The following is an 18,318-nucleotide window of genomic DNA, read 5'->3' as shown; positions in this document are numbered from 1 at the left end:
ACGGGCACACCGTCCAAACCGGGTCAGCCGGGGCGACGGACACTCAGCGCGTCGCGGGCTTCTCCGCGATCACGATGACCTCGCCCTCGACGCGCGGACGCGGCTGCTCGCGCGTCGGCGGGATATATCCGGTCCCGTCGGCAGTGCGCAGGAGGGTGACCCCGCCGCGCGCCTCGTTCCACAGCTGCGCGAGAGACGACCACAGCAGCACGAACGCGCCCACGATGCTCAGCACCAGCAAGGGGAAGAACGTGCGCGAGTCGTAGAACCCCAGGGCGACGACGACGACCTGCCACACGGCGATGGCGATCACGTCGCGCCAGGATGCCGCCCGCTCGACACGGACGCTCCCCCGCGCCCGCACGAGGAACGCGGTGATGATCTGCGTCACGAAGACCGCCGGTGCCGCGATGAAGAGCCACAGCAGGGCCCATCCGCTGCCGCCGCTGAACACGATCCACCCGACGAACAGCCACAGCGGCAGCACAAAGGCGGCCGGGAAGAGCCAGCGGAGGAAGAGTCGGCGGAGCACCATGAACCGATGGTAGGGCGGTCAGTTGTGCGGCGGCTTTGAACCCGGACAGCGACCACCCGAACGGCGGCCACCCGGACGGGCGGATGACCGGACTGCGACCTCCCGGCAGCTCCCGCCGCGGGCGTCGACCGGGGGTACCGATACGAGACAATGGAGGTTCGAGGAAAGGGAACCACCGATGATCGAACTGCGCACACCCGCCGAGATCGACGCCATGCGCCCGGCCGGCCGCTTCGTCGCGGAGGTCCTGGCGACGCTGCGCGACGAGACGAAGGTGGGCACCAACCTCCTGCACCTCGACCGTCGCGCGCACGACATGATCCGCGCCGCCGGGGCCGAGTCCTGCTACATCGACTACCACCCGTCGTTCGGCGCAAGTCCGTTCGGCAAGGTGCTGTGCACCTCCGTGAACGACGCGGTGCTGCACGGACTCCCCCACGACTACGCGCTGCGCGACGGCGACCTCGTCTCGCTCGACTTCGCCGCCTCCGTCGACGGCTGGGTCGCCGACTCGGCGGTGTCGTTCGTCGTCGGCACCCCGCGCGAGGAGGACCTCGCGCTCATCGACACGACGCAGCGCGCGCTCGCCGCCGCGATCGACGCCGCGACCGTCGGCCACAAGATCGGCGACATCTCGGCTGCGATCGCCGCCGTCGCGCACGCCGAGGGCCTCAGCATCAACACCGACTTCGGCGGGCACGGCGTCGGCCACACCATGCACGGTGACCCTCACGTTCCGAATGACGGCAAGGCCGGCCGCGGATACCCGCTGCGAGCAGGCCTCGTTCTGGCGCTCGAGCCGTGGTTCCTGCAGACGACCGACGAGCTCGTCACCGACCCTGACGGCTGGACGCTCCGCAGCGCCGACGGCTCGCGCGGTTCGCACTCCGAGCACACGGTCGCGATCACGGAGGACGGCCCCATCGTCCTCACCGACCGGTCGTTCCTCGGCGTCGACTGATCGCGTCGGTCATGGCATCCGGAGTCTGGATGCCATGACCCTCACGCCGTTCGACCGGCGCGCGGCGGCGATACGGCGTCCGGATGCCATGTTCCAGAGCCCGCTCGAAACGCGCGGCACCCCGACCGCTCAGTCGGCGAGCAGATCCGGACGGCGCTCGCGGGTGCGCTCGAGCTGCTGCTCGCGGCGCCAGGTCGCCACCGCGCCGTGATTGCCGCTCAGGAGCACGGGCGGGACGTCGCGGCCGCGCCAGGAAGCGGGCTTGGTGAACGACGGGTATTCGAGCAGTCCGTCTTCGTGGGACTCCTCGACGAGGCTTTCGGGGTTTCCGACGACGCCGGGGATCAGCCGGCCGATGGCCTCGACCATTGCCATGACCGCCACCTCGCCGCCGTTCAGCACATAGTCGCCGAGACTCAGCAGGCGCACGCGGCCGAGCTCGGCGGCGTAGTCGAACACGCGCTCGTCGATGCCCTCGTAGCGGCCGCACCCGAAGACCAGATGCTGCTCGGTCGACAGCTCACGCGCGATCTTCTGCGTGAAGCGTTCGCCCGCGGGCGACGGGAAGATGATGACGGGAGACGTCTCGGCGTCGCGGGTGACGTCATCGAGCGCCTCGCCCCACGGCTCCGGTTTCATGACCATGCCGGCCCCACCCCCGTACGGGGTGTCGTCGACGGTGCGGTGCCGGTCGTGCGTGTGGTCGCGGAGATCGTGCACGCGGACGTCGAGCAGCCCGGTCTGGCGGGCCTTACCGAGCAGTGAGACCTCGAGCGCGTCGAAGATCGTCGGGAAGATCGAGACGACGTCGATGCGCACGTCAGTCCTCGCGGGAGTCGGCGACCTCGTCGGACTCGTCGCCCTCCGACGCGTCGTCCGCGGCAGCGGCATCCTCGTCGGATCCGGTCTCTTCCCGCGGAGCGTCGTCGTCGCCGGGGATCTCCTCGAACAGACCGGCCGGGGGCGTCACGACGACGCGGCCGCCCTCGACGTCGACCTCGGGGACGATCGCGCTGACGAACGGCACGAGCACGTCGGCGTCCTCACCGCGGCCCGTGGGCCGGATGATCAGGAGGTCCTGCGCGGGGAAGTGGTCGACGCGCACGACACGGCCGATCACGGCCCCGTCGCGCACGACGTCGAGGCCCACGAGCTGGTGGTCGTACCACGCGTCGTCCTCGGCGGGAGCGGACTCGGTGTCCTGGTCGATCCACAGGATCGCCTTCACCAGCTCCTCGGCGGCCGTGCGGTCGTCGACGCCTTCGAAGAAGGCCACGGGGTGGGAGTTCATCCAGCGGAATTCACGGACCGTCAGCTCGCGGCCGTGCCACGGCGAGGTCTCCGGAACCTGGAGGGTGAAGGTGTTGCCGGGAACGAAGCGTCCCTCGGGGTCATCAGTGTAGAGCTCGAGCTTGAACGCGCCCTTGAGGCCGTGGGCCTTGACCAGGCGGCCCACACGGAGCTGGGTCTTTGCGGGCTGGGCGCCCGCGGCGTCGCCGGCCGACATCAGTCGTCGGCGACGTCGACGCGGACGCGCTGCCCGTCGGCGAGGGCCGTGATGAGCGTGCGCAGCGCCTTGGCGGTGCGACCGCCGCGCCCGATCACGCGACCCCGGTCATCGGGGTGCACGCGAACCTCCAGCACCTCGCCGCGGGGCGACGTGGCGGAACGGATGGTCACGGCGTCAGGGTGATCGACGATCCCCTTGACGACGTGCTCGAGCGCGGCGGACAGCACGGGACTTACTCTGCCGAGGTCTCGGCGTCGGCAGCGGGCGCCTCGTCGGCGGCCGGAGCCTCGGTCTTCTTCTCGACCTTGGGCTTGACGACCGACTTCTTGGAGGAGTCGGCCTCGAACGCGGCCTTGGGCTCGCGCACCTTGACGGTGGACTTCGCGTCCTTCTCGCCCTTGAAGGTGCCCCAGTCGCCCGTGAGCTTGAGGATGGCGCGCACCTGCTCGGTCGGCTGAGCGCCGACACCGAGCCAGTACTGGGCGCGCTCCGAGTCGACCTCGATGAACGAGGGCTCCTCGGTCGGGTGGTACTTGCCGATCTCCTCGATCACACGACCGTCGCGCTTGGTGCGCGAGTCGGCGACGACGATGCGGTAGTAGGGCGCACGGATCTTGCCGAGACGCTTGAGTCGGATCTTGACAGCCACGATTTCTCCTGTGGTGGGAAGGGAACGAACCGGTCGCCTGGAGCGTGGGGTGCACACCCGGCGGAAGCTCAAAGAGGAGGACCGGCGCTGGATAGAGGGTCGAGCACCTGGTCCGACCCTCTATTCTGCCAGATGACACGGCGGGTCGCGAACCCGGTGACGCCCGTGTCGCCATGTCAGACTGACCGCATGACGCTGCCGTTCGCCCCGTCCACGCGTTCCTCCGTGGGACTCGAATGGGAACTCATGCTCGCGGACCGAGAGACCGGCGATCTCGTGCCCCGCGCCCCCGAGATCCTCGAGCTCGTCGAGGACGCCACCGCCCTCGAGCGTTTCACGGTGACGGGCGAGCTGCTGACCAACACCGTGGAGGTCACCAGCGGGGTCGGGCACACCGTCGCCGAGGCGGTGGACGACATCGCGGATGCCATCGGCGCGCTGCGCGCGCAGACCGAACCGCGCGGCATCGAGTTGCTGTGCGCCGGCAGCCACCCGTTCGCGCAGTGGTACGAGCAGCAGGTGACCGACAAGACGCGGTACCACAAGCTCATCGAGCGCACCCAGTGGTGGGGCCGCAACATGATGATCTGGGGCATCCACGTGCACGTGGGCGTCGACGACGTCGACAAGGTCATCCCGATCGTCAACGCGCTCAACGTCTTCCTCCCGCACTTGCAGGCGCTGTCGGCATCCAGTCCGTTCTGGGCGGGCGAGCGCACCGGCTACGCCTCCAACCGGGCGCTGGTGTTCCAGCAGCTGCCGACCGCGGGACTCCCCTGGCAGCTGAAGGACTGGTCCGAGTTCGAGCGCTACCTCGACGACATGGTCCGGACCGGGGTGATGGCGGATGCCAGCGAGGTGCGCTGGGACATCCGTCCGGCGCCGCGCTGGGGCACCGTGGAGATCCGCGCGTGCGACGGCATGTCGACCCTGCCGGAGCTCGCGGCGGTCGCCGCGCTCGCGCAGACGCTCGTCGAGCATTTCTCGCGAATTCTCGACGAGGGCGGCGAGCTGCCCGGCATCCCGCCGTGGTTCGCCCGAGAGAACAAGTGGCGCTCCGCGCGGTACGGGCTGGACGCGCGCGTCATCGTCGACCGGCAGGGGACGCAGGTCCCGGTTCGCGAACACTTGATGGCGACCATGGCCGAGATCGCCGACATCGCCGTGGAACTCAAGTGCGCGCGGGAGTTCGCGGGCCTGGAGACGATCCTCGCGACCGGCGGGAGTTCCGCGCGTCAGCTGGCGGTGGCGGAGGCCGCCGACGGCGACCTTCGCGCGGTCGTGCAGCACCTCATCCGGGAGTTCCGCGGCGGGCCGACGCTGCGCGAGCACCTCGCCGCCCTGCGGGTCTGAGTCCGCGGCCTCGGCGCCGACTCATAGGTTGGTGCCCGTACGATCACGGCATGCCCCGTCCGCGTCGCTTCGCGTTGCCGCTGTCGGCCGCCGTCGCCGCGGGAAGCGTCCTCGTCCTCGCCGGCTGCGTCCCCGAGCCGACGAGCGCGGTGCAGCCCTTGACGTTCTCGGCTCCCCCTCTCGTCCCCATCGCCTCGCCCGCCGCGGAGGAGCGCACCCCGACACCGGCCCCGATCCGCGTCGTCACGCTGGGCGACTCGTTGATGTCCGGCGCGGGCCTGGATCACGGCCAGGCATGGCCCGACCTGCTGGCGACGCGCGAGGACATCTCGCTGACCAATCTCGCCTGCGGGGGGATGGGCTTCGTCGTCACGGGAGAGTGCGGAACCGCGTACGCGGGCTTCTCCCCCGCGATCGCCGCCCTGCAGCCCGAGCTGATCATCGTGCAATCCTCGAGCAACGACTTCTGGCAGGATGCCGACACGATCCGCACCGACACGGACGACACGGTCGCGCAACTGCACGACGCGGCGCCGGACGCCCGCATCGTGGGACTCAGCACCATCTGGAACGACGACCCGGACGTTCCGGACGACACGGCGACGACGTCGGACGCGCTCAAGGACGCGATCGACTCCATCGGAGGCATGTACATCGACGTGGGTCAGCCCCTCGTCGGGCATCCCGAGTGGCTTCAGGACGACGACGTGCACCCCACCGCCCGCGGACAGATCGCGATCGAGCAGACCATCGTGTCCCGGTTGCAGGACGCGGGCGTGCTCCCCTGAGAGAAGCCCCGCGCCGCCGGCCTCAGCCGCGGCCGAGAAGCTTCTGCAGCTCGGCGAGGTCGGCTTCGCTCGGCGCCTTCTGACCTCCGAGGCCGAAGCCCGAACCGGTCGCCGGAGCCGCCGCGGTGATTCCGGCGTTCTCGGCCGCGCGCTTCGCGGGGTTGCCCGAGCGCGAGCCCTTCGCCTTCTGCTGCTTGCCGCGCTTGGACGACGCACCGGGCTTGCCGCCGATCGGACCCATGCCGGGGATGTTGGGCACGCCGCCTCGCGCGACGGTCTTCATCATCTTGGCGGCTTGCTCGAAGCGCTGCACGAGCTGGTTCACGTCGGTGACGGTCATGCCGGAACCGCGGGCGATGCGCAGGCGCCGCGAGCCGTTGAGGATCTTCGGGTTGCGACGCTCGGCGACGGTCATCGACCGGATGATCGCCTCGGTGCGGTCGATCTCGCGCTCGTCGAAGTCCTCGAGCTGCTGCTTCATGGACCCCATGCCCGGGAGCATCCCGAGCATCTTCTTCATGGAGCCCATCTTCTTCATCTGCTGCATCTGCTCGAGGAAGTCCTCGAGCGTGAAGGTCTCGGTCGCGAGCTTCTCGGCGACCTTCATCGCCTCGGCCTCGTCGAAGGCCTGCTGCGCCTGCTCGATCAGGGTGAGGATGTCACCGAGGTCGAGGATGCGGGATGCCATACGGTCGGGGTGGAACGGCTCGACGTCGTCGAGACCCTCACCCGTCGACGCGAAGATGATGGGACGGCCCGTGACCGAGGCGACGGACAGCGCCGCGCCACCGCGCGCGTCACCGTCCAGCTTGGACAGGACCACGCCAGTGAAATCGACGCCGTCCTGGAACGCCTTCGCCGTGTTCACGGCATCCTGACCGATCATCGCGTCGATGACGAAGAGCACCTCATCGGGCTGGGTCGCGGTGCGGATGTCGGCCGCCTGCTTCATCAGCTCGGCGTCGACGCCGAGACGGCCGGCGGTGTCGATGATGACGGTGTCGTACTGCTTCTGCTTGGCGTACTCGACGCCGTCGCGGGCGACCTTCACGGGGTTACCGACGCCGTTGCCGGGCTCGGGCGCGTAGATCGCGGCACCGGCGCGCTCCGCGACGACCTGCAGCTGGTTCACTGCGTTGGGGCGCTGGAGGTCGCACGCGACGAGGAGGGGCGTGTGGCCGTCCTTCTCGAGCATCTTCGCGAGCTTGCCCGCGAACGTCGTCTTTCCGGAGCCCTGGAGACCCGCGAGCATGATGACGGTCGGCGGGTTCTTGGCGAACTGCAGTCGACGCTGCTGGCCACCCAGGATGCCGATGAGCTCGTCGTTGACGATCTGCACGACCTGCTGCGCCGGGTTCAGGGCGCGGTTGACCTCGTCGCCGAGGGCGCGCTCGCGCACCGCGGCGGTGAACTCCTTGACGACGGGGAGCGCGACGTCGGCGTCGAGCAGGGCACGCCGGATCTCGCGGACCGTCCCGTCCACGTCGGCAGGGGTCAGCTGCCCCTTCTTGCGCAGGTTGCGGAAGGTCTCTGTGAGCCGGTCGGAGAGGGTGCCGAAAGTCGCCATGATGCGACGAGTTTACGCGGCCCTGCCGCGGACTGCCGCCGGGCGGTGCCGCGCTGCGGCACATCCTCAGCGATCCGCGGAACCTCAGCCCAGATCCGGTTCCCGCGGCTGAGGTTGTGCAGACCGCGGAGAATGCGACACCGGATGCCGTGCCCTCACGCCGCGGCCAGCGCCTCCGACAGGGTCTCGGTGAGCGGACGGCCCGCCGTGTGGTCGGCCCACGCCCATACGGCGGCGAGGACCGCGGCGGCCAGGGCCCCCGCGCGCACCTGTGCGGTCAGCGGTGACGCCCCGTCGCGGATCAGCCGCGCGGCCGTCTCGCGTTGCAGGCGGAACTGCCGGATCGCGCGGTCGCGGTCGAGTTCGGCGGCGATTCCCATGGCATCCGCATTCACGATGGCCAGCGCGAGCGCGTCGGGGGCGAGCCCGTCGCCGATGGCGAGGAGGACCTCCGACACGGCGCCTCCGTCGCGGAGGTCTGCGACCGCGGCGTCGACCCGCTCGTCGAACCCCGACCACAGCACGGCGCTCTTGGCCGAGAAGTAGTTGAAGAAGCTCGAGCGGCTCACGCCCGCACGGCGGGTGATGTCCGACACCGAGGTGGCGTCGTAGCCCTTCTCGAGGAAGAGCTCGCACGCGGCTTCCGACAGCACCTCGCGCGACGACGCGCGCGGGCGTCCCGTGCGGGATTCGGTGGCCATGCCGACAGCCTAGGGTGCGGCATCCATGTATTCTTGGACGCAATCCAACAACGGGGAGCGGTGATGCTCGAGATTCTTCGCGCGGGGCTCGGCCCCGACTACGTGCCGTATCTGGACGGCTGGGCTCTGCAGCGCGTGGTGCACGCCGACGTCGTCGCGGGGACGCGGCCCGACACGCTCCTGCTGCTCGAGCACGAGCCGGTGTACACCGCGGGCAAGCGCACCGAGGCCCACGAGCGGCCCACCGACGGCACCCCGGTCATCGACGTGGACCGCGGCGGAAAGATCACGTGGCACGGCCCGGGGCAGCTGGTCGGGTATCCGATCATGCGGCTGCCGGAGCCGCTCGACGTCGTCGCCCACGTCCGGCGGCTCGAGGGGCTGCTCATCGCAGCGCTCGCGACGCACGGTGTCGAGGGCTTCCGCGTCGAGGGGCGTAGCGGCGTGTGGGTGCGCCGCCCGCTCGGCGTCGACAAGGTCGCGGCGATCGGAGTCCGCGTCGAGAGAGGTGTCACCATGCACGGGTTCGCGGTGAACTGCGACAACACGCTGGCCGGGTTCCGGGGCATCGTCCCGTGCGGGATCACGGATGCCGGGGTGACGACGGTGAGCGAGGTCGTCGGTGCCGAGGTCTCCCCCGCCGACATCGTCGACAGCATCGAGTCCGTTTTCCGCGCCGAGTACTCGGCGGTGGCCGCGTGAGCGCCTGCGGGACCGGGAGCGCCGGGGGCGCGGCATCCACCGCTCCGAACGGACGCAAGCTCCTCCGGCTCGAGGTGCGGAACGCGCAGACCCCGATCGAGCGAAAGCCCGAGTGGATCAAGACCAAGGCGCGCCTCGGGCCCGAGTACACGGCGTTGCAGAATCTCGTGAAGACCGAGGAGCTGCACACCGTCTGCCAGGAGGCCGGCTGCCCCAACATCTTCGAATGCTGGGAGGACCGGGAGGCGACGTTCCTCATCGGCGGCTCGCAGTGCACGCGTCGCTGCGACTTCTGCCAGATCGACACCGGCAAGCCCGCCGACTACGACACCGACGAACCGCGCCGCGTCGCGGAGAGCGTCTCGCGGATGCAGCTGCGCTACGCCACCGTCACGGGCGTCGCCCGCGACGACCTGCCCGACGAAGGGGCGTGGTTGCACGCCGAGACCGTCCGCCGCATCCACGCCGAGAACCCCGGGACCGGTGTCGAGATCCTCGCGACGGACTTCTCGGGCAACCCCGCGCTGCTCGAGGAGGTCTTCTCCTCGCGGCCCGAGGTCTTCGCGCACAACGTCGAGACGGTTCCGCGCATCTTCAAGCGCATCCGGCCCGCTTTCCGCTACGAGCGGTCCCTCGGCGTGCTGACCGCGGCGCGCGACGCCGGCCTCATCACGAAGTCGAACCTCATCCTCGGCATGGGCGAGGAGCCCGAAGAGGTCGTGCAGGCGCTCCACGACCTGCACGAGGCCGGGACGGACATCATCACGATCACGCAGTACCTGCGCCCCACGCCGCGTCACCTCCCCGTGCAGCGGTGGGTCAAGCCCGCCGAGTTCGTCGAGTTCAAGGAGGAGGCCGAGCGCATCGGATTCCTCGGCGTTCTCGCCGGTCCCCTCGTGCGCTCGTCGTACCGCGCCGGTCGCCTGTGGGCGCAGTCGATGGTGTCGAAGGGCCGCGAGATCCCGCCGCACCTCGCGCACCTCGCGAAGGACATCGCTGCCGCCGACGCCGGCTTCGCGCAGGCGGTCTGAGACACTTCGCGCACGCGCCGTGTCGGCGGAGAGTAGACCTCTCCGCCCCCGCGGGGGAAGCACCCCTTCCGTTCGTTTCCGAGGTCTAGCCTGACGCCCGGTCATCCGACCGCACGTGGGAAACACCTCACCGAACGGAGCCCCCGGTGGACCTCGCCGTCCTCATCCCCGTCCTTCTCGTCGTCGCACTCTCGTTCTTCTTCGATTTCACCAACGGCTTCCACGACACCGCGAACGCGATGGCGACCTCGGTCGCCACCGGCGCGCTGAAGCCCAAGGTCGCCGTCCTCATCTCCGCCGTGCTGAACCTCGTCGGAGCATTCCTGTCCACCGCGGTCGCCAAGACCGTGTCCGAGGGAATCCTGGCCCAGGACTCCCAGGGTCTGCCCGACATCACGGTCCCGATGATCTTCGCGGGCCTGATGGGGGCGGTGCTCTGGAACCTCCTCACGTGGTGGCTCGGCCTTCCGTCGAGCTCCACGCACGCGCTGTTCGGCGGCCTCATCGGCGCCGCGGTCATCGGGGCCGGGTTCGGCGCCGTCGAGTGGGGCGGGGTCGTCTCCAAGATCGTGCTGCCGGCCCTCCTGTCGCCCTTCATCGCGGGGTCCGTGGCGCTCGTCGCGACGTACCTCGTCTACCGCGTGACGCGCATGGCAACGGTCGCCGGCTCCACCACAGCCTTCCGACACGGGCAGACGGTGTCGGCATCCCTCGTCTCGCTCGCGCACGGGACCAACGACGCGCAGAAGACCATGGGCGTCATCACGCTCACGCTGATCGTCGCGGGCTACCAGGAGGCGGGCACCGCCCCGCAGTTCTGGGTCATCCTCGGCGCCGGCCTCGCGATCGCCCTCGGCACCTACCTCGGCGGGTGGCGCATCATGCGGACGGTGGGCAAACGCATCACCGACGTGAAGCCGCCCCAGGGCTTCGCGGCGGAGACGAGCGCGGCATCCACGATCCTCATCTCCTCCACGCTCGGCTTCCCGCTTTCGACGACGCAGGTGACCTCGGGCGCCGTCGTCGGATCGGGGCTCGGGAAGCGGCTCGCGTCGGTGCACTGGAACGTCGTCGCGCGCATCGCGTTCGCGTGGATCGTCACCCTTCCGGCCGCGGCCCTCGTCGGCGGACTCGCGGCTTGGGCGGCCAACGCGAGCACCATCGGCCTGATCGCGGTCCTGGTCGTGGGTCTCGGTGCGTGCGTGGGCCTGTTCCTGCTGGCGCGCCGCAAGCCCGTCTCGGCCGAGAACGTCAACGAAGAGTCCCTGGATGCCGACCACGTCGGCCGCGAGGGCAAGAACACGCAGGAGGCACGCGCATGAACGGCATTCGGCACACCGCGTCGGCGTCGGCCGGGTGGCTGGGGGTGGACTGGGGGTCGATCGGCCTCGTGTTCGTCGTCGGTCTCGTCGCGACCCTGGTGATCGTCGGGCTCTACACCGCCGGCATCCGGCTCCTGGCGGTGGGGGCGCCCGACATCCAAGTCGGAGCGGACGGGGACCCGGAAGGGCAGGACGCGGTCGTGTCCGCGCGGGTGGGGACGCGGCCCGTGGCGGCCACGATCGGCGGCTTCGCCTGCTTCGCGGGGTTCGCCGCCGCGGTGCTCGTCGGCGTCTACCTCGTCATCCCCGCGTTCCACGGGCACTGACGGTCGCGGGCGCTCGTCCCTCGGCGTCAGTCGGCGCTCGTGACCGACTGCACCTGCCCGTCGGAGGAGAGGTTCACCAGGAGCACGTCGTCGGTCGAGTCGGGGTCGAGGGCGTACTCGAGGACGGCGAAGGGGTCGCTGCCGCCGTGCTCGTCGGCCAGGATCGTCATGCTCATCAGCTGCAGCGACTTGATGACGTCGATATGCGTGTCCCCGGACGGGTCGGAGAGCAGGTCGTCGAGCTCGTCGCCGAGGGTCGCCTGCTGCTGGAGGATGTACTCGGTGACCTCGCTCGTACGGTCGTCGAGTTCGTTCACCATGGCGTTGCGCGCGGCGAGGTCGATCGACTCGAGCGACGAGATCATCGCCGCGGCCACGTCGAGCGCGTCGATCGACACGTCGTCCTGGTCGGGAGCGGTCAGATCGACGGTGACGCTCTGATCACCGAACTCGACGTTCTCGGACCAGAAGATCGACCCGTCGGGTCCTGACTCGAGGAGTCCGAAGAAGTCGTGCTCGATCGCCATGTCCCCATGAAACCAGCCCGACCCGCCTCGCGAAAGGCGACCCGCCAGAGCGCCCGGGTGCGGTAAAGGGGGTCAGTCGACGAGGGACGCGGCGAACACGTGCGGCGTGAAGCCCGTCAGGTCCCCGATCCCCTCGCCCTGACCGAGGAGCTTGACCGGGATGCCGGTGCGTTCCTGCACCGCAAGAACGAAGCCGCCCTTCGCCGAACCGTCGAGCTTCGTGAGCACGAGTCCCGTGACACCGGCGCTGTCGAGGAAGGCTTGGGCCTGCATCAGGCCGTTCTGCCCGGTCGTGGCATCCAGGACCAGGAGGACCTCGCTGATCGGGGCCTGCTTCTCGATGACGCGCTTGATCTTGCCGAGCTCGTCCATCAGGCCACCCTTGGTGTGCAGGCGACCCGCGGTGTCGACGAGCACGATCTCGGTGCCCGTCTCCTTCGCGTGCGCGACGGTCTGGAAGGCGACGGATGCCGGATCCTGACCCTCGTGCTGGGGGCGCACGATCGTGGCTCCCCCGCGCTCGGCCCACGTGGCGAGCTGGTCGACGGCCGCGGCACGGAAGGTGTCGGCCGCGCCGACGACGACCGTGCGGCCGTAGCGCTGCAGGAACTTCGCGAACTTGCCGATCGTGGTGGTCTTGCCGACGCCGTTGACGCCGACGACGAGGACCACGGCCGGGCGCTCGGTGAGACGCAGCGTGGTGTCGAACTTCGCGAAGTGCTCCTCGAGCGTCTCGCGGAGCATGCGCTGCAGGTCGCGCGGATCGGTCGTGCGGTAGCGGTCGACCTTCTCTCGCAGCTCGTCGATGAGCCGCTCGGTGACGTCGGGACCGAAGTCGGCGGTCAGGAGAGCCGTCTCGAGGTCGTCCCACGTGGTCTCGTCGATCGTGGGTTTGACGAACAGCCCGCGCAGCGCGCGGCCGAGCGACCAGGAGTTCTCAGCCATTCCCTCAGCTTACGGGGGCCGGTTCCGCCACAGCGCGTGAGCGGTCGCCGACGCGTTGACCCACGACGGCCGACACGCCGTCCTGACGCATCGACACGCCGTAGAGCGCATCGGCGATCTCCATGGTCCGCTTCTGGTGCGTGATGACGATGAGCTGGCTGCTCTCGCGCAGCTTCTCGAACACACCGAGGAGGCGGCCGAGGTTGGCATCGTCGAGCGCCGCCTCCACCTCGTCGAGGATGTAGAACGGGCTCGGGCGCGCGGTGAAGATCGCGGTCAGGAACGCCACCGCCGCAAGCGAGCGCTCACCGCCCGAGAGCAGAGAGAGCCGCTCGATCTTCTTCCCGACCGGGCGTACCGCGACCTCGATGCCGGTGGTCAGCGGGTTGTCGGGATCGGTGAGCGAGATGCTGCCCGCGCCGCCCGGGAACAGGATCGGGAAGATCTCGCCGAACGCCGCACGCGTGTCCTCGAACGCGGCGACAAAGATCGTCTGCATCCGCTCGTCGAGCTCGGCGATGATCGTCTGCAGGTCGGCGCGGGTCTGCTGCAGGTCGGCGAGCTGCTCGGTGAGGAACGCGTGCCGCTGCTCCAGTGCCGCGAACTCCTCGAGCGCGAGCGGGTTCACGCGGCCGAGCTGGGCGAGCTTGCGCTCGGCCTCCTGCAGTCGCCGCTTCTGCGTCCCACGGTCGAACGGTTCGGTCGCGTCGTCCTCGCCCGCCGGGATGGGCTGATCGGGGCCATATTCCGAAACGAGAATGTCTTCGTCGAGCGACAGCTCGGACTGCACGCGTTCGAGCAGGCTCGTGACGTGGAGCCGCTTCTCGTGCATCTGCAGCTCGAGCCCGTGGACGCTCTCGGTCAGGCGCGCGAGGCGCTCCCGCACCGCGTTCTCGTCGGCCCGGGCGCGGGAGAGGTCCGCGGTGACGGCCGAGCGCGCGGACTCCGCAGCCGCGAGTTCGACCCGCGCCTGGCTGACCGACCGGTCGACCGAGTCGAGCAGGGCGGGAAGCGCGCCGGCGACCTCCGCCGCGATCTCGCGCTGCGCTCGACGGATCTCGGCGCGTCGGGCCGCCGCGGCGGCGGCCGCGCGCTCGCGCTCCCGCTGTTGCTCGAGCTGCACGATCCGCGCCTCCCCCGCGCGGACACGTTCGCGCAGGGTCTCGATGTCGAGTCGCGCGCGCATCTCGACCTCGCGCGCTGTCTCGAGGTCGGCGAGCATGCCCTCGCGGGCTGAGGCGTCGAGCAGCGGACGCGGGACCTCGAGCGCGCGCTCGAGCGTCTCATCGGCGACGCGCGCCTTCTCCTCCGCGTCCGCGACAGCGGCCTGGGCCTGCGCGAGGCCGGCCTCGAGCCGCTCGCACTCCGCGACCGCGGACTCGTGCCGCACGGTGACGCGGTTCAGCTTCTCGGCGTGGGCCGCGAGGGCGGCGTCGTGCGCGCGGAGGGTCGCGAGCGTCTCCTTGGTGCGGGCGCGCGCCTCGGCGAGTTTCCGCTGCTCGTCGGCCAGCGCCTCCCGCAGCGAGTCGGCGATCACGGTGATCTCCGCGAGACGGTCGGCCGCGGCATCCCGTTCCGCGGCGAGTTCGAGACGCGAACGACCGCCGCCCGACCCGGCCCGCAAAGTGCGGACGGTGAGCACCGCGCCGTCGCGCGTCACGAGGACGGTTCCGGCGGGTGCGGCCTCCAACGCCGGCCGGGCCGCCTCCGCGGCTACGAGATCGTCGACGATCACGACGCCGGACAGGATGCCACGCACCCCCGCCGGAGCCGACACCACGTCCACCGCGCGCACGCCGCCCGCGATCGCGGGGCCGTCTCCCGCATCGGGTGCCGCGGCGATCGCGATCTCGACGACGCCGAGGTCCCCCTCGCGTGCGGCCCGCGCCGCGGCGAACGCCGCCGCGTCATCATCGACGAGCAACCCCTCCGCGAGCGAGCCGAGCGCCGCGGCGATCGCGGCCTCGTATCCCGCGGTGACCTTCACGGCATCGCCGACGAGGCCGCGGATGCCGTCGGCCCCGCTCGCGGCCAGGTCGGCCGCGGCGTTGCGGACGTCGAGGGCCCGCCCGAGCGCCGCGGTCTGCGCGGTCAAGGCATCCCGCTCGCGCTCGGCGGCGTGCAGGCGCTCGCGCAGACCTGCGACCTCGGTCTCGGTCTCGTTCGTCTCGCGCTGCGCGCGTTCGTAGGCCGCGGCATGCTCGGCCGTGGACTCCTCCGGTGTGACGTCGGGGTCGAGGGCGGCGCGCGCCTCCTCGGCCTCGGCGAGGCGTTCGCGCGCGGCATCCAGAGCTCGTTGCTGCCGGTCCACGGCACCTCGGGACGCCGCCAACCCTGATGCCGCGGCCTGCGCCGAGCCGCGGAGTGCCGTGAGCTTCATGTCGTGCTCGGAGACCAGCGCGCTCTGCGCCGCGATGTCCGCGTCGAGGGCGTCGAGTTCCGCGCGGGCACGGGCGACTCCGCGGGCCGCGTCCGCCGCGGCATCCTGGGCCTCCCCGAGACCCCCCGCAATGTCGTCGATCTCGGTGCGGAGGTCGTCGATCATGGACTGGGTCACGGTCGGCGCGGCGGCCGAGGCGTCGCCCTCGTCGTCCGCGAGCAGCGTCAGGCGCTGACCCGCGAGCGTGTAGAGCCCGCGCAGGCGCTCCTGCACCTGCTCGAGCGAGAACGCGACTCGTCGGGCGCGGTCGACCGCCTCGGAGCGCTGCTCCTCCTCGAGCCTCTCGACCTTGAGCCGAATGCCATCGGCCTGGTCCTGCAGCATGAGTCGCTCGGTGTGGCGCTCGCTCTCGGCCGCCGCGGCGTCGGCCAGCTCGCGGCGGAGCTGCACCAGCTCGTCGGCGAAGAGCCGCGCCTTCGCGTCGCGGACGACCGCGGCGATCGTGGCCGCCTCCCGCGCGATCTCGGCCTGCTTGCCGAGCGGCTTGAGCTGGCGGCGCAACTCGCCGGCGAGGTCGCTCAAGCGCGTGAGGTTGGTCTCCATCGCCTCGAGCTTGCGCACGGTCTTCTCCTTGCGGCGACGGTGCTTCAGGATCCCCGCGGCCTCCTCGATGAACCCGCGCCGTTCCTCCGCCGAGGCCTGCAGCACCGTGTCGAGGCGCCCCTGGCCGATGATCACGTGCATCTCGCGGCCGAGACCCGAGTCGCTCAGGAGTTCCTGCACGTCGAGGAGGCGGCACGTCTGCCCGTTGATCGCGTACTCGCTCGCCCCGGTCCGGAACAGCGTGCGGCTGATCGTCACCTCGCTGTACTCGATCGGGAGCGCGCCGTCGGCGTTGTCGATCGTCAGCTGCACTTCCGCTCGGCCGAGAGGCCCGCGAGTGGACGTGCCGGCGAAGATGACGTCCTCCATCTTGCCGCCGCGGAGCGTCTTGGCGCCCTGCTCCCCCATGACCCACGCGAGCGCGTCGACGACGTTGGACTTGCCCGACCCGTTCGGACCGACGATGCACGTGACCCCGGGCTCCAGCGCGAACGTCGTCGACTGCGCGAAGGACTTGAAGCCCTTGAGCGTGACGCTCTTGAGGTGCATGCGGATGCGCCTTCCCGACCGGTGAACTTCCGCCTCACGCTACCCGACGACCCGCGGAATCCCGCGGTGGCTGGCCGATCGAGCCGTCGCTCGACGCGCCCGGGCCTCGCCCGTTTCTGGAACTTCGCTTGACATCCGCTGAACGACCCCGCTAGCGTCGGGGGTCGCAACCGACTGAGGAAGGAGGTCACTCCCATGATTCGCAACACCACCGGCTTCACCGCCCCAGGCTTCACCGCCGTCCCCGTGCTGTCCGCACCCCTGCGCGGAGTGACCACCGCCGTCGGCATGCCTGTCCGTCAGGCGTGACGCCGCCGCGTTGAGACGCTCGTCCGTCTCCGCTCCCGCACCGTCGTCCGATTCCCGGATGCCGTGCGCCCGGGTCGTCTCCGACCCCTCCGCCACCGCCCGCCTTCCGTAGGCCGTGGCCTCTCTGCTCGTCCTTCCTCATCGGAGCCTCCGCATGAACACTTCGCTCACGCGCGCGCCGCAGCACACGGCATCCGCGTTGTCCCTTCCCGTCGTCGAGACCCGCCTCGGTCTCCTCGACCGTCTCTCCCTCCGCCTCGGCCTGTGGCTGCTGACACGCGCGGCAGCGCGCGCCGATCAGCGGGCGCACCGCACGGCGGAGGCCGACCTCACGAACCGCGCCGCTCTCGAGCGTTCGCGACGCGAGGCCCACTGGCAGCGGCAGGCGCTTCTCTCGCGCCCGCCGCTGTGATCCGGCGGGGCCGGCATCCCCGGCCCCGCCACCTTCCCTCTTCCTCCCACCGAAAGTTCTGACATGAGCACCCTCCCGGCCGGCCTCGAGCTGCGCCCCCTGCACATTCCGGCATCCATCGAATCCCCGGATGCCGCCGACTTCCGCGAGATGGCGCGCGTGCGCAACCTCGTCTACCGCGAGATCGCGGGCCACGACGACCACTCGATGCCCGCCGACGAGCTTCTTCCCGTCTACCGTCCGACCGCCGCGCAGATCCGCCTCGTGTGGATCGCGCTCTGGGACGGCGAGGTCGTGGGCCGCGTCGGACTCGACCTCCCCCAGGAGGACGGTGCTCGCACGGGCTTCTGGCTCATCGAGCTGCGACGCAGCGCGTGGGGTCGCGGCATCGGACGCGCCGCGCACGACCTGATCGAGCGCACCGCGCGCGAGCACGGTCGGACGATCCTGCAGTCCTGGGCCGAGCATCCGGCCACGGACGGTCCGCACCTCGAGGCGCCGACCGGCTTCGGCCGAATCCCCCTCGACCGCGCCGCCCGGTTCTACCTCGACGCCGGATACACGCTCGAGCAGATCGTGCGGCAGAGTCGGCTCGATCTCGCCGGCGCCGAGCCGCACCTGCAGGCCCTCCTGACGGAGGCCGAGGCTGCCGCGGCGGGATACCGCGTCATCCAGTGGACGCTCCCCACGCCGCCGGAGTTCGTGGACGCCTTCGCATACATGAAGTCGCGCATGATCACCGACGCCCCCGCCGCCGGCCTCGACTACGACGAGGAGGTGTGGGATGCCGCCCGCGTGGCCGACTGGGAACGTCGCTACACCGACGCCGACCGGCACGTCCTCGTCACCGTCGCGCAGCACGTCGACAGCGGCGAGCTCGCGGCGTTCAACGAGCTCTCCATCGGCAAGGACCGGACGGCGGTCACCCACCAGGAGGACACCCTTGTCGTGGCATCCCATCGTGGCCACCGGCTCGGCATGCTGGTGAAGTGCGCGGGGCTCCTGGCGTGGCGCGAGGCCGTTCCGGAGTCCCCCCGCGTGATGACGTACAACGCGGAAGAGAACCGTCCGATGCTCTCGATCAACGAGGCGATCGGGTTCGTCCCCATCGCCTACGAGGGCGCGTGGCAGAAGGTGCTCGGCTGATC

The 18,318-nt window shown here is 70.5% G+C and carries 19 protein-coding genes; 9 read left to right on the top strand and 10 right to left on the bottom strand.

Annotated features, from left to right (window positions below; translation table 11 throughout):
- Window positions 1-43 precede the first annotated feature (43 nt).
- Window positions 44-535, bottom strand: a complete 492-nt coding sequence (locus AVW09_RS07975) for a hypothetical protein (protein ID WP_063257552.1) — start codon at window positions 533-535, stop codon at window positions 44-46.
- Between the two features lie 178 nt (window positions 536-713).
- Between AVW09_RS07975 and map the strand changes: the two genes are divergently transcribed.
- Window positions 714-1,496 carry a type I methionyl aminopeptidase gene (gene map, locus AVW09_RS07970; protein ID WP_063257551.1) on the top strand — a complete coding sequence of 261 codons (783 nt, stop codon included), beginning with the start codon at window positions 714-716 and terminating at the stop codon, window positions 1,494-1,496.
- 129 nt (window positions 1,497-1,625) lie between these two features.
- Here the strand turns inward: map and trmD are convergent, their stop codons facing one another.
- Genes trmD through rpsP form a run of 4 tightly spaced genes read right to left on the bottom strand, consistent with a single transcriptional unit; the run spans window position 1,626 to window position 3,655 of the window.
- The gene (gene trmD / locus AVW09_RS07965; RefSeq protein ID WP_063257550.1) at window positions 1,626-2,315 is read right to left on the bottom strand and encodes a tRNA (guanosine(37)-N1)-methyltransferase TrmD; all 690 of its coding nucleotides are present in this window, start codon (window positions 2,313-2,315) and stop codon (window positions 1,626-1,628) included.
- A gap of 1 nt (window position 2,316) precedes the next feature.
- Entirely contained in the window at window positions 2,317-3,003 is a 687-nt protein-coding gene (gene rimM, locus AVW09_RS07960) for a ribosome maturation factor RimM (RefSeq protein WP_063257549.1), read from the bottom strand.
- The gene (locus tag AVW09_RS07955; RefSeq protein ID WP_063257548.1) at window positions 3,003-3,233 is read right to left on the bottom strand and encodes an RNA-binding protein; all 231 of its coding nucleotides are present in this window, start codon (window positions 3,231-3,233) and stop codon (window positions 3,003-3,005) included. Before AVW09_RS07955 ends, rimM begins: the two co-directional genes overlap by 1 nt.
- Window positions 3,234-3,238: 5 nt before the next feature.
- A complete protein-coding gene (gene rpsP, locus AVW09_RS07950) occupies window positions 3,239-3,655 on the bottom strand; it encodes a 30S ribosomal protein S16 (protein ID WP_063257547.1) in 417 nt (138 codons plus the stop codon).
- A 189-nt stretch (window positions 3,656-3,844) separates the two neighbouring features.
- On the opposite strand from rpsP, the gene AVW09_RS07945 reads away from it, so the two are divergent.
- Window positions 3,845-5,008, top strand: coding sequence for a glutamate--cysteine ligase (locus AVW09_RS07945; protein WP_063257546.1), 1,164 nt, complete (start codon window positions 3,845-3,847; stop codon window positions 5,006-5,008).
- Between the two features lie 50 nt (window positions 5,009-5,058).
- Window positions 5,059-5,796: an SGNH/GDSL hydrolase family protein gene (locus AVW09_RS07940; RefSeq protein WP_063257545.1), complete on the top strand. Its 738-nt coding sequence runs from the start codon at window positions 5,059-5,061 to the stop codon at window positions 5,794-5,796.
- Window positions 5,797-5,818: 22 nt separating this feature from the next.
- Here AVW09_RS07940 and ffh read toward each other — a convergent pair whose 3' ends face one another.
- Both ffh and AVW09_RS07930 read right to left on the bottom strand, forming a co-directional pair.
- Window positions 5,819-7,363 (bottom strand): signal recognition particle protein, encoded by a 1,545-nt coding sequence (gene ffh, locus AVW09_RS07935; protein WP_022877703.1) that lies wholly within the window; start codon window positions 7,361-7,363, stop codon window positions 5,819-5,821.
- Window positions 7,364-7,518: 155 nt separating this feature from the next.
- Window positions 7,519-8,064, bottom strand: coding sequence for a TetR/AcrR family transcriptional regulator (locus AVW09_RS07930; RefSeq protein WP_063257544.1), 546 nt, complete (start codon window positions 8,062-8,064; stop codon window positions 7,519-7,521).
- Window positions 8,065-8,127: 63 nt separating this feature from the next.
- Here AVW09_RS07930 and lipB point away from each other — a divergent pair, with 63 nt between their 5' ends.
- The 4 genes from lipB to AVW09_RS07910 all read left to right on the top strand — a co-directional run bounded on the left by lipB (window position 8,128) and on the right by AVW09_RS07910 (window position 11,445).
- Complete coding sequence (gene lipB / locus AVW09_RS07925; RefSeq protein ID WP_063257543.1) at window positions 8,128-8,766, top strand: lipoyl(octanoyl) transferase LipB; 639 nt, start codon at window positions 8,128-8,130, stop codon at window positions 8,764-8,766.
- Window positions 8,763-9,797, top strand: coding sequence for a lipoyl synthase (lipA, locus tag AVW09_RS07920; RefSeq protein ID WP_063257542.1), 1,035 nt, complete (start codon window positions 8,763-8,765; stop codon window positions 9,795-9,797). Before lipB ends, lipA begins: the two co-directional genes overlap by 4 nt.
- A 146-nt stretch (window positions 9,798-9,943) precedes the next feature.
- Complete coding sequence (locus AVW09_RS07915; protein WP_063257541.1) at window positions 9,944-11,119, top strand: inorganic phosphate transporter; 1,176 nt, start codon at window positions 9,944-9,946, stop codon at window positions 11,117-11,119.
- Window positions 11,116-11,445, top strand: a complete 330-nt coding sequence (locus AVW09_RS07910; RefSeq protein ID WP_063257540.1) for a hypothetical protein — start codon at window positions 11,116-11,118, stop codon at window positions 11,443-11,445. The genes AVW09_RS07915 and AVW09_RS07910 overlap by 4 nt, the downstream gene beginning before the upstream one ends.
- 26 nt (window positions 11,446-11,471) lie before the next feature.
- Here AVW09_RS07910 and AVW09_RS07905 read toward each other — a convergent pair whose 3' ends face one another.
- The 3 genes from AVW09_RS07905 to smc form a co-directional block, all read right to left on the bottom strand.
- Window positions 11,472-11,972, bottom strand: a complete 501-nt coding sequence (locus AVW09_RS07905) for a DUF2004 domain-containing protein (protein ID WP_063257539.1) — start codon at window positions 11,970-11,972, stop codon at window positions 11,472-11,474.
- Window positions 11,973-12,044: 72 nt separating this feature from the next.
- The gene (ftsY, locus tag AVW09_RS07900) at window positions 12,045-12,917 is read right to left on the bottom strand and encodes a signal recognition particle-docking protein FtsY (protein WP_063257538.1); all 873 of its coding nucleotides are present in this window, start codon (window positions 12,915-12,917) and stop codon (window positions 12,045-12,047) included.
- 4 nt (window positions 12,918-12,921) lie between these two features.
- On the bottom strand, window positions 12,922-16,449 hold the full coding sequence (gene smc / locus AVW09_RS07895) for a chromosome segregation protein SMC (protein WP_063257537.1): 3,528 nt from the start codon (window positions 16,447-16,449) through the stop codon (window positions 12,922-12,924).
- Window positions 16,450-16,912: 463 nt separating this feature from the next.
- Here smc and AVW09_RS07890 point away from each other — a divergent pair, with 463 nt between their 5' ends.
- Window positions 16,913-17,170, top strand: coding sequence for a hypothetical protein (locus AVW09_RS07890; RefSeq protein WP_063257536.1), 258 nt, complete (start codon window positions 16,913-16,915; stop codon window positions 17,168-17,170).
- Window positions 17,171-17,233: 63 nt separating this feature from the next.
- Window positions 17,234-18,316: a GNAT family N-acetyltransferase gene (locus AVW09_RS07885; protein ID WP_063257535.1), complete on the top strand. Its 1,083-nt coding sequence runs from the start codon at window positions 17,234-17,236 to the stop codon at window positions 18,314-18,316.
- Window positions 18,317-18,318: the final 2 nt, after the last annotated feature.

This window comes from Microbacterium sp. T32, from assembly GCF_001619615.1.
In the GTDB taxonomy this organism is placed as follows: domain Bacteria; phylum Actinomycetota; class Actinomycetes; order Actinomycetales; family Microbacteriaceae; genus Microbacterium.
The sequence above is the reverse complement of the archived record's forward strand: the minus strand, read 5'-3'. Positions and strand labels throughout refer to the sequence as shown.